Source organism: Nocardioides jensenii JCM 1364 = NBRC 14755, assembly GCF_001552535.1.
Lineage (GTDB): Bacteria > Actinomycetota > Actinomycetes > Propionibacteriales > Nocardioidaceae > Nocardioides > Nocardioides jensenii.
On sequence record NZ_BCRJ01000003.1, the window covers coordinates 12,872 to 27,154 of the forward strand.

At 70.3% G+C, this 14,283-nt stretch carries 13 protein-coding genes; 7 read left to right on the forward strand and 6 right to left on the reverse strand.

The features are described from left to right. Window positions 1–59: 59 nt before the first annotated feature. Window positions 60–3,803: a S8 family peptidase gene (locus tag NJ4_RS00745; protein ID WP_067428694.1), complete on the forward strand. Its 3,744-nt coding sequence runs from the start codon at window positions 60–62 to the stop codon at window positions 3,801–3,803. Here the strand turns inward: NJ4_RS00745 and NJ4_RS00750 are convergent. Further along, window positions 3,796–4,830, reverse strand: coding sequence for a helix-turn-helix domain-containing protein (locus tag NJ4_RS00750; RefSeq protein WP_067428696.1), 1,035 nt, complete (start codon window positions 4,828–4,830; stop codon window positions 3,796–3,798). The genes NJ4_RS00745 and NJ4_RS00750 overlap by 8 nt on opposite strands. A 73-nt stretch (window positions 4,831–4,903) precedes the next feature. Here NJ4_RS00750 and NJ4_RS00755 point away from each other — a divergent pair, with 73 nt between their 5' ends. Next, a complete protein-coding gene (locus tag NJ4_RS00755) occupies window positions 4,904–5,479 on the forward strand; it encodes a nicotinamidase (protein WP_067429338.1) in 576 nt (191 codons plus the stop codon). Here NJ4_RS00755 and NJ4_RS00760 read toward each other — a convergent pair whose 3' ends face one another. Beyond that, window positions 5,480–6,274: an enoyl-CoA hydratase-related protein gene (locus NJ4_RS00760; protein WP_157550531.1), complete on the reverse strand. Its 795-nt coding sequence runs from the start codon at window positions 6,272–6,274 to the stop codon at window positions 5,480–5,482. 143 nt (window positions 6,275–6,417) lie between these two features. Here NJ4_RS00760 and NJ4_RS00765 point away from each other — a divergent pair, with 143 nt between their 5' ends. Together NJ4_RS00765 and NJ4_RS00770 are read left to right on the forward strand one after the other, a co-directional pair. Further along, window positions 6,418–6,945 (forward strand): ArsR/SmtB family transcription factor, encoded by a 528-nt coding sequence (locus tag NJ4_RS00765; RefSeq protein WP_067428698.1) that lies wholly within the window; start codon window positions 6,418–6,420, stop codon window positions 6,943–6,945. Beyond that, the gene (locus NJ4_RS00770) at window positions 6,942–8,174 is read left to right on the forward strand and encodes an MFS transporter (protein WP_067428701.1); all 1,233 of its coding nucleotides are present in this window, start codon (window positions 6,942–6,944) and stop codon (window positions 8,172–8,174) included. Before NJ4_RS00765 ends, NJ4_RS00770 begins: the two co-directional genes overlap by 4 nt. Here NJ4_RS00770 and NJ4_RS00775 read toward each other — a convergent pair. Continuing rightward, window positions 8,167–9,477, reverse strand: coding sequence for a calcium-binding protein (locus NJ4_RS00775; protein ID WP_067428704.1), 1,311 nt, complete (start codon window positions 9,475–9,477; stop codon window positions 8,167–8,169). The genes NJ4_RS00770 and NJ4_RS00775 overlap by 8 nt on opposite strands. Before the next feature lie 85 nt (window positions 9,478–9,562). Beyond that, entirely contained in the window at window positions 9,563–10,093 is a 531-nt protein-coding gene (locus NJ4_RS00780) for a DUF1697 domain-containing protein (RefSeq protein ID WP_067428708.1), read from the reverse strand. Between the two features lie 28 nt (window positions 10,094–10,121). Between NJ4_RS00780 and NJ4_RS00785 the strand changes: the two genes are divergently transcribed. Further along, window positions 10,122–10,889 carry a PI-PLC domain-containing protein gene (locus NJ4_RS00785; protein WP_067428711.1) on the forward strand — a complete coding sequence of 256 codons (768 nt, stop codon included), beginning with the start codon at window positions 10,122–10,124 and terminating at the stop codon, window positions 10,887–10,889. Here the strand turns inward: NJ4_RS00785 and NJ4_RS00790 are convergent. Next, a complete protein-coding gene (locus NJ4_RS00790; RefSeq protein ID WP_067428714.1) occupies window positions 10,843–12,276 on the reverse strand; it encodes a glycosyltransferase family 39 protein in 1,434 nt (477 codons plus the stop codon). The genes NJ4_RS00785 and NJ4_RS00790 overlap by 47 nt on opposite strands. Window positions 12,277–12,286: 10 nt before the next feature. Then, window positions 12,287–13,180 carry an AurF N-oxygenase family protein gene (locus tag NJ4_RS00795; protein WP_067428718.1) on the reverse strand — a complete coding sequence of 298 codons (894 nt, stop codon included), beginning with the start codon at window positions 13,178–13,180 and terminating at the stop codon, window positions 12,287–12,289. Window positions 13,181–13,252: 72 nt separating this feature from the next. Between NJ4_RS00795 and NJ4_RS00800 the strand changes: the two genes are divergently transcribed. Further along, window positions 13,253–13,960 carry a TetR/AcrR family transcriptional regulator gene (locus NJ4_RS00800; protein ID WP_067428721.1) on the forward strand — a complete coding sequence of 236 codons (708 nt, stop codon included), beginning with the start codon at window positions 13,253–13,255 and terminating at the stop codon, window positions 13,958–13,960. Then, on the forward strand, window positions 13,957–14,256 hold the full coding sequence (locus NJ4_RS00805) for a DUF4873 domain-containing protein (protein ID WP_067428724.1): 300 nt from the start codon (window positions 13,957–13,959) through the stop codon (window positions 14,254–14,256). Before NJ4_RS00800 ends, NJ4_RS00805 begins: the two co-directional genes overlap by 4 nt. Window positions 14,257–14,283: the final 27 nt, after the last annotated feature.

The window sequence follows — 14,283 nt, forward strand, 5'->3', positions numbered from 1 at the left end:
CGGGAAGAGTGCTGCCAGACGAGCTCCCCGAGCTCCCTGGTAGCGAAGGACCCCTTGGCATGTCGCAGCGCCGTTCATCCTCCACCCGTGCCCGACGGCTGGCCGCCCTCACCGGAGTCGGCGTACTCGTCGCCGGGCTCTCGGCCGGCCTGACCACCGGGCCTGCCACCGGGTCACCCGGAGGCTCGGCCCGGGGCCCGGCCACGGCCGCCGCAGGTTCGGGAGATCACCCGGGAGCCGCGGTCACGCTGGTCACCGGCGACCGCGTGCTGGTCCGCGACGAGACCGGCGGACACCGATCGGTCCAGCTCGAGCCGGCCGACGGCCGGGACCACGTCGACTTCCACCAGCTGGAGATCGACGGCGAGCTGCACGTGCTTCCCGCCGACGCCGTCCCACTGGTCGCCGCCGGCCGGCTGGACGACGACCTGTTCAACATCGACCTGCTGCTCGCGGACGGCTACGACGACGAAGCCACCGAGACCCTGCCGTTGATCGCGACCACGTCGGGGAGCCTGCGCTCGCTCTCCACGCTGGCCGGTGCCGACCAGGGCGCCACGCTCCCGAGCGTCGGCGGCCGGGCGATGGAGGTGCGCAAGGACGAGGCCGCCGACTTCTGGGCCTCGTTGTCCCGCCCCGGAACCGAACGGATGGCGGCCGGCGTCCGGAAGCTCTGGCTGGACGGCCGGGTCCGCGCCGACCTGGACCGCAGCGTCGCGCAGATCGGCGCTCCGACCGCGTGGGAGGCCGGCTTCGACGGCGACGGCGTCACGGTGGCCGTGCTCGACACGGGAGTCGACTCGGCCCACCCCGACCTGGCCGGGCGCGTGAGCGAGTCACGCAACTTCTCCGACAGCTCCGATGCCGCCGACCACTTCGGCCACGGCACCCACGTCGCCGCGACGATCGGCGGCAGCGGCAACGGTTCGGACGGGCTGCGCAAGGGTGTCGCCCCCGGTTCGGACATCCTGTCCGGGAAGGTCCTCGACGACACCGGCAACGGCTACGAGTCCGACATCATCGAGGCGATGGAGTGGGCGGTGGCCGCCGATGCCGACGTCGTCAACATGAGCCTGGGCGGCGGTCCCACCGATGGCACCGACCCGCTCAGTCAGGCCGTCAACGAGCTCAGCGCCACCAGTGACTCCCTCTTCGTGGTCTCCGCGGGCAACGACGGCCCCGGGGCCTCCACGATCGGCACTCCCGGAAGCGCCGACGCATCGCTCACCGTCGGAGCCGTGGACCGCGACGAGTCGCTGGCCGACTTCTCCAGCCGCGGCCCGCGACTCGGTGACCTGGCGATCAAGCCCGACCTCACCGCTCCCGGCGTCGACATCGTCGCCGCACGCGCGTCCGGCACCACCATGGGCACCCCGGTCGACGCGCTCTACACGAGTGCCAGCGGCACCTCGATGGCTGCGCCGCACGTCTCCGGAGCCGCCGTCCTGCTCGCCCAGCAACACCCGGACTGGACCGGCGAGCAGCTCAAGGATGCACTGATCAGCACCGCCCTGCCCGGCGACCTCACCGAGCACGAGCAGGGTGGCGGCCGGGTCGACGTGGCCCGCGCGGTCACCCAGCCCGTGCACGGCACCGGCACCGTGAACCTCGGCGACGTCGTCGACGGCGAGACCGATCCCGTCACCAGCCAGATCACCTGGACCAACACCGGTGAGGCGGAGGTGACCCTCGACCTCGAGCTCGACGTCACCGAACTGGGCGGTGCCGCACCCGCGGCCGGCGCGCTCACCCTGGACGCCGACACCGTGGTGGTCCCTGCCGGGTCGACCGCATCGGTGACCCTCACGCTCGACCCCACGAAGCTGGAGCACGGGCGGTACGCCGGCCAGCTGCTCGCGACCGCCGACGGCGTCGTCACCCACACCACGATCGGCGCGGTGAAGGCCGCACCGACCCACAAGGTGACCTTCCGGGCCGTGGACTTCAACGGCGAGTCGATCACCGCCACCCCGGTCGTGCTCACCGGTGAGGACCCGCGCTTCGACACGCTCGTCCACGTCTGGAAGGGCGAGACCGAGACCGTCGAGGTCGGCGAGGGCGACTACTTCCTCAGCGCGATGGTCACCCCGGACGTCGACGACGAGAACTCCGGGGTCGCGATCATCGACCCCGACCTGGAGGTGACCCGCGACATGGACGTCGTCCTCGACGCCGGCAAGGCCACCCGGGTGCAGGTGCGCACCCCACGGCCGACCACACCGCGCGGCAACCTCGGATACACGACCTACCGCAAGATCGCCGGACGAACGATCACGCACAGTGTGCAGAAGTTCGACGACACCCGCTCCATCTGGGTGACCCCGACCGAGGCCGCCAAGGGCGGCGAGTTCGAGTTCACCTCGCGCTGGCAGCTGGCCGAGCCGATGGTCACCGCGACCACCAGCGGCCGCAGGCCGCTGGAGCTGCTGCCCGCGCTGGAGCGCTACTCCCCGACCGTCCCGGGGACCAGAAGGCTCGAGGTCGTCGAGGCCGGAGCGGGCAAGGCCGCCGACTACGCCGGTCTCGACGCGAAGGGCACGATCGCCCTGGTCCACCCGGCCAGCAAGGGCGGGCAGGACGTCAAGGCCGCCGTCGACGCGGGCGTCGCGATGCTGCTGATCGCGCCTCCGGAGGGCACTCAGTGGTGGACCAAGTTCACCGGCCGCGGCACCCGGTCGGCGCTGCCCGTGCTCGTGCTGTCACCGAAGGAGCGCGACCTGCTCACCGCACGGATGGCGCAGGGGCGGGTGGATCTGCGGATCTCCGGCATCGAGGACAGCCGCTACACCTACGACGTGGTGCAGGTCTCCCAGGGGCGCGTCCCCGAACAAGTCGTCCACGAGGTGACCCGGAGGAACAGCGCGACGGTCACGGCCCGCTACCACGAGATGGGCGGGGAGCCCTGGGCCAAGGAGCAACGGTTCGCCTGGCGCCCGTGGCAGGACCACACGATCGTCGAGTCCCAGCGCGAGCTGCACACCCCGCAGCAGCGCACCGAGACGATCTCGAGCGGCGCCGCCGACACCCTGTGGCGCCAGCACGTCCTGCACCTCTACAGCTGGGACACGATGAACCCGATCACGACCGGGGCGGTCCACGGAATCCGCACCTACCGGCCCGGGGAGAAGGTCACCTACGACTGGTTCGGCCCGGTCGTCCGCCCCGCGGTGCCGGCGGGGACGGTGCCCACGCGCACGAACGACACCCTGAAGCTGAACGTCGCCGAACTGGCCGGTGACGGTGGCTCCACCTACGACCGGGCCAGCGCGGCGGAGACCACGATGCGACTGTTCGAGAACGGCGAGCTGATCGTCTCGGGCGACCGGGCCTGGGGAACGTACCCGGCCGGCAGCCCGGAGGCGGACTACCGCCTCGACCTGGAGGTCGAGCGAAGCAAGGACGCCAACTGGGAGTTCTCCACCCACACCGAGACGAGCTGGCGCTTCCACTCGGGTCGGCCCCGCACCGGAACGGCCGACCTCCCCCTGCTTCAGGTCGACTACGACGTCCCGGCCGGGCTGGACCACGCGGTCCGACCCGGCAGCATCCGGCCGCTCGGGTTCAAGGTCGGCCTGCTCGGCAGCGCGCACGGTGCCCCCGTCACGAACGTCCGGGCCTGGGTGTCGTTCGACGACGGCGACTCGTGGCAGCGACTGGCCCTGGTTCGGTGGGGCAGGAGCGGTTGGCGCACGTTGCTGCGTCACCCACGCGACGCCGGCCACGTCTCGCTGCGCGTGCACGCCGAGGATCGTGAAGGCAACAGCATCGACCAGACGGTCGTGCGGGCCTACGGGATCAGCTGAACGGACCCACGTCCCCGGGCCCGGTGCCCTCCAGCCAGCCACGGCGCGACACCTGCCAGGCGAGCTGCATCCGGGTCTGGGCGTGGGTCAGCGCCATCACCTCACTGATCCGGCGCTGCACCGTGCGCACGCTCATCCCGAGTCGGGTGGCGATCGCCTTGTCGCTGACGCCGGCGACAAGCAGCGACAGCAGGGCTCGGGTCTCATCGGCCAGCGGGTCGGTCGGTGAGCCCTCGACCAGCGCCGTGCCGTGCGGGTCAGGAGGCGCCAGCAGCGGCGAGGACCCCGACCAGTAGCTGTCGAAGAGGGCCAGCAGCGCGGTCAACAGGTTGCTGTCGCGCACCAGGGCAGCGGTCGGCTCGCTGATCCCGTCGCGGCCCGGCACCAACGGGCACAACGCGATCGAGCGGTCGGAGATCGCCATCCGCACCGGCAGCGACGGCGCGGCGCGCGCCACCTCCCCGGCCCGCACACCCTGCGCGAGGCTGTCGATCATCCCCGGCTCCTCGAGCAGCTCCTGCTCGTAGATCACCCGGTAGCTGACCCCTCGGGCCAGCATCGCGAACTCCTCGTCGTTGTCGGCCGAGGGCATCGCCACCACGCCGGCCCGGCAGAACCACAGCATCTCCGAACGGGTGGAGAGCTGCAGGTTGCGCAGTTGCTGGCGGATCGCCTCGGTGCCGCTGATCACCTCCACCAGCTGGTTGGCGTCCCTGCGGCGGATCGAGGCCCGGTGCTCGTCGGTCAGCTCGTTGACGGTGATGCGAGCGCGGTCCAGGGCCTCCACACCCTGCCGCAGCAGGGGCGCGAATCCCACGTCCGGCGGCGTCGGGGCGTAGCGCCGTGGCCCACTGCCGAGCGTGGTGACCAGCCCGACCGCCTGCAGGTCGGCGAGCAGCCGTCGTACGTCGTCCTCGGGCAGGCCGAGGACCTCCGCAACGTGCTCGGCCGGCGCCTCACCGACTCGGACCAGCAGTCGATAGACGTTCTCCTGCGCGGGCCCGAGACCCGCCGCTTCCAACGACATCACCCCATTGTCACCGATGGCGATCGCGACCCGGCTGGTGGCCGGAGTCGGGCGGTCCCACTACCCTCGAGCCATGAAGCGCGCACTGATCGTCGTCGACGTCCAGAACGACTTCTGCGAGGGCGGCTCGCTGGCCGTGGCCGGTGGCGCCCAGGTCGCCCATGACCTGGCCGAGCTGCTGCACCTGTGGTCCTCGCAGGCACCTGACGCCCCCGACTACGCCCACGTCGTGGCCACCAAGGACCACCACATCGACCCCGGTGCGCACTGGTCCGACGACCCCGACTTCGTCGACTCGTGGCCGGTGCACTGCAAGGTCGGCACCGACGGCGAGGCGTTCCACCCCAACCTCGACCCGCAGCCGTTCGACGCGATCTTCCTCAAGGGCGAGTACGTCGCGGCGTACTCCGGCTTCGAGGGTCGCGACGCGAACGGCCACGGGCTGGCCGGTTGGCTGCGTGAGCACGAGGTGACCGAGGTCGACGTCTGCGGCCTGGCGACCGATCACTGCGTGCGCGCCACGGCTCTCGACGCGGCGTCCGAGGGGTTCACCGTGCGGCTGCTCCCCGACCTGTGTGCCGGCGTCGCTCCGGAGTCGACCGAGCGAGCGCTCGCCGAGATGCGCGCCGCAGGGGTCAGGGTCGCCTGATCACTCCCCGCGGAATCGCGGGTGCCGCTTCTCCGCGAACGCCCGCATGCCCTCGGCCACGTCGCCCGTGCGCAACAGCATCGTCTGGGTGGTGCGCTCGTTCTCCAACGCAGGTTCGAGACCGGCGAGCGCGGCGGCGTTGATCGCCCGCTTCGTCGCGGCCTGCGCCAACGGGGCACCGTGCCGCAACCGTTTGACGATGCCGGCCAGCCCGTCGACGTACTCGTCGTCGGCGAAGACGTGGGAGACCAGCCCGGCGTCGTACGCCTCCCGGCCCGGGAGCGGCTCGGCGAGCAGGGCCAGCCGCATGGCGCGTGCCCGCCCGATCGACGCGGCCACGGTGGCGGAGGCACCTCCGTCCGGCATCAGGCCGACCCGCGCGAAAGCGAGCAGGAACGCTGCGGACTCCGCACAGACCGCCAGGTCGCTGGCCAGGGCCACGGAGAGCCCGACCCCGGCGGCGACGCCGTTGACCCCGGCGACGACGGGCTTGTCGCACTGCACCACGGCGCGGATCAGCAGGTTGGCGACGTCGAGGGCACGGACGTCGAAACCTTCGTGCGCGGCCTCCCCCGCGATGTCCGCCCCGGTGCTGAACGCCGCACCGGTGCCGGTCAGCACCACCACCCGTACGTCGTCACGCACGCTCGCCTCGTTGAGCAGCCCGGCCGTGCCGACCGCCATCTCGCCGGTGAACGCGTTGAGCGCGTCGGGCCGGTTGAACCGTATCGTCAGCACGCTGTCGGCGCGGGTGATCGCCAGTCCCGGAATCGTCTCGTCCACCTGATCGTCCATCCCCGCAACCTAGCCGCACGAGTTGTTGATCTTCGACCGTCGAGTCGTTGACTTTCGCCACCTCGACAACTCCCCAATAATTGCTTGACAGTTGGGGCCCCTGCACGACACACTCCCCAAGAACCCTTGGAGAGTTGAGGAAGATGTCCAACGAACCCACCCCCGTCTCAGCGTTGCGTGCCGTGGCCCACCCCCTGCGCCTGCAGATCCTCTCCCTGCTCACCGGAGCGGAGATGAGCGCCGCCGAGGTGGCCCGCGAGCTGGCCGTCACCCACGCCAACGCCAGCTATCACCTCCGCGTGCTGCTCGACGCGGGCGAGCTCGTCGTCGCCGGTGAGGAGAAGATCCGTGGCGGCATCGCCAAGCGCTATCGCCACCCCTGGGAGCAGCAACAGGCACCGCCGGCGCCGGCCACCGATGAGGACCACCGCCTCTACATCCGGGCCGTCGCCGAAGAGCTGGTACGCCGGTTCGACCAGCGTCGTCGCGCGTCGAAGGCGTTGCTCTCCGACGCCGAGATGTGGGTCGATCCCGAGACCTGGCAACAGGTTCTCGAGCTGACGCAGGAGGCAGCGCGACTCATCCACGACTCCGCACAGCCGCCGCGCACCGACGGAACCGTGCACGTCAACCTCACCACACTCGCGTTCGAGATGACCGAACCGCGATGAGCTGGGCAGACTCCTTCGCACCACTGCGTGAACGCAACTTCCGGTGGTTCTTCGCGGCCCGCTTCATCAGCACCACCGGCTCGATGATGGCCCCGATCGCCCTGGCCTTCGCCGTCCTCGACGTCAGCAACACCGCCAGCGCACTCGGCCAGGTGCTGGCCGCGCGAAGCATTCCCCTCGTGTTGTTCCTGCTGATCGGCGGAGTCATCGCCGACCGTATCGACCGGGCCCTGGTCATGCAGGTCTCCAACCTGCTCGCCGCTCTGACCCAGGGCATCGTGGCTTGGCTCGTGATCTCCGGCAACGCCGAGCTGTGGCAGCTGATCGTGCTCGAGGCGATCAACGGAACGGTGTCGGCGGCGAGCTTCCCGGCGATGTCCAGCGTCGTGCCGCAACTTGTCCCGAGGTCCCAGCTGCAACCGGCCAATGTGCTGCTGTCGATGACCCGCGGCGGTCTGGCCATCATCGGCCCGTCGGCCGCCGCCATCCTGGTCGTGACGGTCGGTTCCGGTTGGGCACTGGCGGTCGACGCCTGCACCTGGCTGATCGCCGCCCTGTGCCTGACCCGGGTGCAGATCCCCCGGCGTGACCGCTCCGGCGACCCCGCCCCGAACATGATCCGCGAGCTGAAGGAAGGCTGGTCGGTCTTCACCGGCCACACGTGGCTGTGGGTGATCGTGCTCGCCTTCGGCATCCTCAACGCGATCCACGCCGGCGCGTGGTTCACCCTCGGACCCGTCGTCGCCAAGGCAACGATCGGCGAGAAGGGCTGGGGCTACGCGGTCTCGGCCGAGGCCGTCGGGCTGCTCCTGATGACCGTGATCATGCTGCGACTCTCGTTCAGGTTCCCCTTGCGGGCCGGCATGTTGGGGATGGCCTGTTTCGCCGTACCGCTCCTGATGCTCGGCGTCGACCCGCACCTGCTGCCGCTGATCGGCGCGACCTTCCTCGCCGGGGCAGGCGTCGAGATCTTCTCGATCGGCTGGAGCCTGGCCATGCAGGAGAACATCGACGAGTCCGTCCTCTCGCGTGCCTACTCGTACGACGCCCTCGGGTCGTTCGTCGCCATGCCCTTGGGGCAGCTGATCTACGGACCGCTGGGCGAGTGGTTCGGCTACCGCGACGTGCTCATGGTGAGTGCCGTCGTGTACGCCGCGGTAGCCCTGGTCACGCTGACCTCACGGTCGGTGCGCGATCTCGAACGCGTGCAGCTGGAGAAGGTCAGCTGACGTTCTCGCACTGCCGATAGCGGTTGATCTCCACCGACACGCAGGTGTCCGTCCCGTCCCCGCCGTAGGTCTCGTCGCGACCTGCGCCCCCGTTGATCACGTCGTTGAGTGGGCCACCCCAGAACAGGTCGTTGCCGCCGGCTCCGTGGGCGACGAGCCGGGTCCTCGTCACCTCGAACTCCTCGTTGGCGCCGGTGCCGGTGACGGTCCAGGTGCCGCGCGCCATCGCATTCGCCCAGGACGAGGGCACCCCCGTCATGTGGATCCGCTGCACGCCGCGCGTCACGATAGACCGGGTGTGGCCGGCGAAGCGACTGCTCCCGGCGACGAGATCGGTGATCAGGTGGGACCTCACCGGCTGTCCGGCGGGTGCGGGCGTCCAGTCGAAGTTCCAGAGGTTGCGGCCGGTCCCGCCGTCGATCACCTGGTTCGTCGAGCGGGTGAGGATGTCCTCGAGGAAGTCATTTCCCGGGCCGCCGCGCAGGATGTCCGCCGTACGACCGGTGTCCTCGAGGGTGTCGCGGCCGTCGCCGCCGACGAGGACGTCGGCACCTCCGCGCGCCATCAGGTTGTCGTTGCCGCCCTGACCGTCCAGGAAGTCGTCGCCACTGCCGGCGCCGTCGACGAGCGTGTCGTTCCCGTCGCGACCACGGATGATGTCGTCCCCGGCCGCGCCGAAGATGGTGTCGTGGTGGCGCCCACCGGTGATCACGTCGTCGAACCGGGTGCCGTTGAGGATGAACTGGCTGCTGCCCCACAGACCCTTGCCGGTCGGAACGCGGTCGGTGCCCTCTCCGACGATGACGCCCTTGCCGAGGTTCGCGCGGATCCCCCGGGTCGCGGTGTCGTACATGATCCGGTTCGGGACCTGCGTAGGGGTCTGCGCCCCGGGAAAGAGCCGGTCGTTGCCGGGGCCGCCACGCAGTGTGTCGTTGGGCAACGGCCCTTCCTCCTCGAGGATCGGGTCGACCATTCCTTCGCCGCCGTACACGCGGTCGTGGCCGGGCCCGCCGTTGAGCACGTCGCCACCGCGGTTGCCGCAGATGACGTCGTTGCCGCCACGACCGTCGATGAAGTCGTTGCCGACGCGCCCGACGATCACGTCGCGGCCGGCGGTGCCGATGATCCGGTCGGGCCCGGTGGTGCCGACGATCGTGGCCCGCAGGCCGGCACAGGTGTACGCCGGTGCGCCGGCGGGCTCAGCGCCGGCGGGCTCAGCGGTCAGCGGAACGAGCAGCGCCGCCAGGAGCGTGACTCCTCCGACGGTGGCGGCACGGGTGGACAGGTGACGGGCGATGTTCATGGGTTTCTCCCCCGGATGGATGGGCGCCTTGTCTGCTAGGACGCCCCTCCGCAGGGAAAAGTTCGGACGCTGCTGAACTTCGCGATCAGCACCACTTCTCGGCCAGCGTGGTGACCACGTTGAAGTTGCGGTTCGTGGCGACGCCGAGGTGCTTGGCCGCGTTGAGCGGATCGACCGTGCCCTCCCGGTAGCCCTCACCCAGCAGCAGGTGGCAGGCACGCCCACGGACGACGGCCCGATGACCGTTCGCGGCTCGCGCGCCCAGTGCCGTGACGGCCTCGGCGTCCGGCTCCTGCTTGAGCAGATAGACGTAGTGACGGCTCAGGTCGGGCGTGTTCAGTTCATGCGCGTCGCGTGCGACCTGCGCCAGCTCGGCGGCACTGAACACGATGGTGGGAACCTCGAACCCACGATCGGCCAGGAACGCCGCCTCCAAGGCAGCCTCGATCTTCGCGCGGGACCGCATCGACGTCGTCAGTCGCACATTGCCGGTGTTGATGTAGGTCTCGACCTCGGTGAAGCCGGCGCCCTCGACCACCGCACGGATCGCGTCCTTGGGGAACTTCCGGTTCGCGCCCAGGTTGATGGCGCGCAGGAAGGCGACGTACGACGGCATGTGCCCAAGGCTAGCTACTCTGCGTGTCATGCCGGACGCCGTGCAGATCGGGTCGCCACTGCGACGCGCCTTCGCCCACAACGACTACGCCCGCGAGCGACCCTTGTACGACGCCCTCGAGCACGGGTTCACCGCGATCGAGGTCGACGTGTTCCTCGAGGAGGGCCAGCTCCTGGTCGGCCACGGCACGCGGGACCTTCTCCCCCATCGCACCTTCGAGAGCCTCTACCTCGACCCGCTGGCGGAACTCGTCGAGAGCCGTGGACACGTCTGGGACGACTGGCCACTCACCCTGTTGATCGATGTCAAGAGTGAGGCGCGGTCGTCGTACGTTGCCATCCACGACGCGCTGGCTCGGCGCGACGACATGCTGACCCAACACCGCCACGACGGGCGCCTGACCGGTCCGGTGACCGCGGTGGTCAGTGGGCACACCGACGCGGGCCTGATGGCCCGGCAGCAGGTGCGCTATGCGACACGGGACGGACGGCCGGGTGACCTGGTCGACGGGCTCAGCGCGGTGACCACGACCATCAGCGCGAAGTTCGGCAAGCTCTTCGACTGGGACGGGCGCGGACGCATGCCGACCGACCAACGTGAGGGCCTGCGTCGCCTCGTCGGCGAGATCCACCGCACCGGGCGTGGAGCGCGTTTCTGGGGCACCACCCAGGACATGTGGCCCGAGCTCCTCACGGCCGGGGTGGACCAGATCATCGCCGACGACCTGCCTGCGCTGCGCGAGCTCCTGATCAGTCGAGGTGGCGGAACTCCAACCACAGGTCGCGCCACGGAGTGAGTGGCCCGGTGCAGATCGCGATCGGCTCGCCCTGCTCCTCGTTGTCGACACCGTCTCCGTTGTCGAGTCGCGCGACGATGTCGCAGGTCGCGAAGTGGATCGCGACCGACTCGACCTGGGCGCCGACCATCACGACCGTGTCCGCGTCGTCGGGCGGTCGGGCGACGTACCAGAGCTCGTTCTGCCCGCTGTACGGCGTGGGCAGCCCATCCCCGAACCGGTCGATCGCCCCGGCCTCCCCGTAGTTCGAGGTGATGATCGGGACGTCCCCGCCACCGGCCTGCTCATGAACGCGGGCGACCTGGTCGACGTACTCCGGCCAGCCGACGGTGTCGCCGAGCAACGGGCTGATGTCGGGGATCGGGGTGTCCCCCACCGTCTCGACCGGGACCACGGGCAGCGCGAGCACCAGCGCCACGGCGCCGTTCAGCGCCACGCCGGCTGCCACCAGGGCCGTGCGGCCGCGGTGCCACACGGTCCAGTCCGCGACCGGCACGCACCCGGCGGCGTACATCACCGGCAGCAGCCCCATCAGGTAGTGCACCTGGGCCCCACTGACCCAGGTGAAGCCGACGAGGACCACGAAGGCGACCGCCAACCACCGGTGGTCGGACCAGTCGGGACGGCGCACCAGCGACACGAACCCGGCCACCCAGATCGGCAGCAGCGGCACGCCGAGCAGCAGCGCCAGCATCGGCCATACCTGAGTTCGCACCTCGGCCGCGTTGCTGTCGGCCAGCGCCTCACCCATCGCCAGCTGCGGCCAGTCGTGGCTGGCCTGGAAGACCAGGTTCGGTGCGGCCACCAGCAGCGCCAGACCCACCCCGCCCCAGATCTCCGGGCGGCGCCAGACCCGACGTGGTCCGACCAGCGCGAGTCCGAGCGCCAGACCCGCGGCCAGCACCACCACCAACCAGCGGTTGTACGTCGACAGCCCGCCGAGCACTCCGGCGGCGAGCCACCACCTCGGCGAACGCATCGCCCTCAGCACCAGCCACACCAGGGCCGGCCACACCAGCAGGTCGACGGTGGAGGTGATCAGGAGGTGCCCCATCATCAGGTTTGCGGCGGCGAATCCGTAGCCCCACGCGGCGAGCGCCTGCGCCCGCCGACTGCCGCCGAGCTCGCGGGTGATCGCCGCGATCACGAGCACCGAGGCAGCCACGCACAGGGTCGCGGGGATGCGCAGCGCCCACTGCTCGTCGGCGACCAGGTCGCGGGTCGCCCGAGCCAGGAACGGGGTGAGTGGCGGCTGGTCGACGTACCCGATGTCCGCGGGCAGCATCCGGAAGTACAGCTCGTCGCGGTGATAGCCGTAGCCACCGCTGAACACGGACAGCACGAGCGCAACGGCGCCCGCGGCGTACCAGTCCCCGCGCAGGCGCATGCCGATCAGGCTAGCCCAGCAGGAACGACGCCCTCCATGCCTTGCGGTTCGCGCCGCCGCCGACCATGCCCTGCTCCTCGAGGTAGGGCATGACCTTCTCGCCCATCCACGCGATCGTGGCGCGGTAGTTCGGGTTGCCCAGTGCCGTACGCCGTCCGACCTGCGGGTCGATGCCGACCGCCTTGTAGACGTCGGGATGCACCAGCGAGCGCATCATGATGAACGCCCCCTGGGCGGTGAGGGTCTGCGACCAGAGGCGCTCGGCGCGCGACATCCTCGCGACCGACTTCTCCAGCTCCGCGCGGGCAAAGGTGACGTGGCGGGCCTCTTCGAGAACGTGGATGCGCGAGACCATGCGGACCAGCGGCTGGATGCGCTCGTCCTTCATCATGTCGCGCTGCCAGCGGTCGACCGGCTCCTCACCGATCAGGATCGAGGCGTACGCCGCGGCGCCGCGCGCGATCGGCGGGAAGATGCGGGCCAGCTTGTGGATGTGCGGCCTCGGGCCGTACGCCGGGGCGCCGAAGGTGCCGATCGCCTTGCCGAACATGGTGGAGTGACGGCACTCGTCGGCGATCTCGGTCAACGCGTAGTGCGTGCGGTCGGTGCGCGGGTCGTTGCGATAGACGTCGCGGAGCAGGATCTCCATCAACAGGATCTCGAACCACAGCCCCACGCTGGCGATCGAGGCCACCTCGTGCTTGGTCAGCTCGACCTGTTGCGCCGGCGTGAGCCCCTCCCACAGGTCGGTGCCGTAGAGCGAGGTGCGCTCGGGCTGCATCCAGTAGAGCCCGTCGACCGGCGGCGCCCCCCAGTCGATGTCGACGTCCGGGTCGTAGGACTGTCGCGCCGACGACTTGAGAAGCCGATCCGGGAGCGGGTCCCTGAGCTGCGCCTGGGTCATGGGTGCGTCCTCTCGAGACGTGGCCGACTTTAAATGTTACTTGGAGTAACGGTTACCGCTACAGTGGCTCACATGGCACGCAACGTCAAGGGACCCACCGACGGTCGCACCACCCGCTGGGACGACCACCGCGACCAGCGGCGCACCGAGTTCGTCAACGCCGCCGTCGCAGCGATCGACCGGCACGGACCGGACGCCGGCATCGCCGAGATCGCCACCGAGGCCGGGGTCAGCAAGCCGGTGCTCTATCGCTACTTCGCCGACAAGGCCGAGCTGCACGCCGAGGTCGGCGCCTGGGGCGCCCGCCAGGTGCTCGACCGCGTGATCCCCGAGCTGCTCACGGGGGCGCCGATCCGCGACAAGGTCGAGCACGCTGTCGACGCCTACCTGGCCACCATTGCCGAGCACCCCCAGGTGTTCCTTCTGCTGGTGCGCCATCGCGCCGACGGCGCCGACCCGCTGGCCGACGGCAAGCAGCGCATCGCCACGACGTTCGCGCGAATCCTCGGCGACACCCTTCGCGGGCTCGGCGTCGACTCCGCCGGCGCCGAGCCCTGGTCGCACGGGCTCGTGGGGCTCGGGCTCAGCACCGGGGAGTGGTGGCTGAGTCGTCAGACCATGTCCCGCGAGGCCGCGGCCCGCTATCTCTCCGCGTTCGTGCGGCACGCCTTCGAGGGCATCTCCGAGGAGTACGGCGTCCCCCTGACCGAGCTCGACGCGCACCGTCCGCCTCGGGCTGACGACCAACCGACGCCGATCACGAAGGGGCGTCGGCAATGAGCGCACCCCCTCTCGAGGTCGCGCCGAGGGCGGACGAGTACGACGGCGCGGCGCGCCTGTCCACCGGCGAGTTGCGGATCGAGGTTCGGGTGACCCTGCGCAGCGTCTTCGAGCCGATCGACGGGCACCTCCACTGGTACGGCCGCATCGCCACGAACCAGACACTGACCGACTCCTGCACGTCCGGCACCTCGGTCGCGCTGACCATCGGCACGTCGTCGGCGACGGGCCGCATCACCGATGTCGACCCGTGGGGACGCTTCCGCATCTCGGGCACAGGAAGACCCCCGTTCTGACTCCTGCGTCACATCGGATCGCATTGC

What these genes read in the sequence shown, in the direction of transcription:
- NJ4_RS00745 (WP_067428694.1), top strand. Translation starts at nt 60, where the DNA reads ATGTCGCAGCGCCGTTCATCCTCCACCCGTGCCCGACGGCTGGCCGCC.
- NJ4_RS00750 (WP_067428696.1), bottom strand. Translation starts at nt 4,830, where the DNA reads ATGTCGTTGGAAGCGGCGGGTCTCGGGCCCGCGCAGGAGAACGTCTAT.
- NJ4_RS00755 (WP_067429338.1), top strand. Translation starts at nt 4,904, where the DNA reads ATGAAGCGCGCACTGATCGTCGTCGACGTCCAGAACGACTTCTGCGAG.
- NJ4_RS00760 (WP_157550531.1), bottom strand. Translation starts at nt 6,274, where the DNA reads ATGGACGATCAGGTGGACGAGACGATTCCGGGACTGGCGATCACCCGC.
- NJ4_RS00765 (WP_067428698.1), top strand. Translation starts at nt 6,418, where the DNA reads ATGTCCAACGAACCCACCCCCGTCTCAGCGTTGCGTGCCGTGGCCCAC.
- NJ4_RS00770 (WP_067428701.1), top strand. Translation starts at nt 6,942, where the DNA reads ATGAGCTGGGCAGACTCCTTCGCACCACTGCGTGAACGCAACTTCCGG.
- NJ4_RS00775 (WP_067428704.1), bottom strand. Translation starts at nt 9,477, where the DNA reads ATGAACATCGCCCGTCACCTGTCCACCCGTGCCGCCACCGTCGGAGGA.
- NJ4_RS00780 (WP_067428708.1), bottom strand. Translation starts at nt 10,093, where the DNA reads ATGCCGTCGTACGTCGCCTTCCTGCGCGCCATCAACCTGGGCGCGAAC.
- NJ4_RS00785 (WP_067428711.1), top strand. Translation starts at nt 10,122, where the DNA reads ATGCCGGACGCCGTGCAGATCGGGTCGCCACTGCGACGCGCCTTCGCC.
- NJ4_RS00790 (WP_067428714.1), bottom strand. Translation starts at nt 12,276, where the DNA reads ATGCGCCTGCGCGGGGACTGGTACGCCGCGGGCGCCGTTGCGCTCGTG.
- NJ4_RS00795 (WP_067428718.1), bottom strand. Translation starts at nt 13,180, where the DNA reads ATGACCCAGGCGCAGCTCAGGGACCCGCTCCCGGATCGGCTTCTCAAG.
- NJ4_RS00800 (WP_067428721.1), top strand. Translation starts at nt 13,253, where the DNA reads ATGGCACGCAACGTCAAGGGACCCACCGACGGTCGCACCACCCGCTGG.
- NJ4_RS00805 (WP_067428724.1), top strand. Translation starts at nt 13,957, where the DNA reads ATGAGCGCACCCCCTCTCGAGGTCGCGCCGAGGGCGGACGAGTACGAC.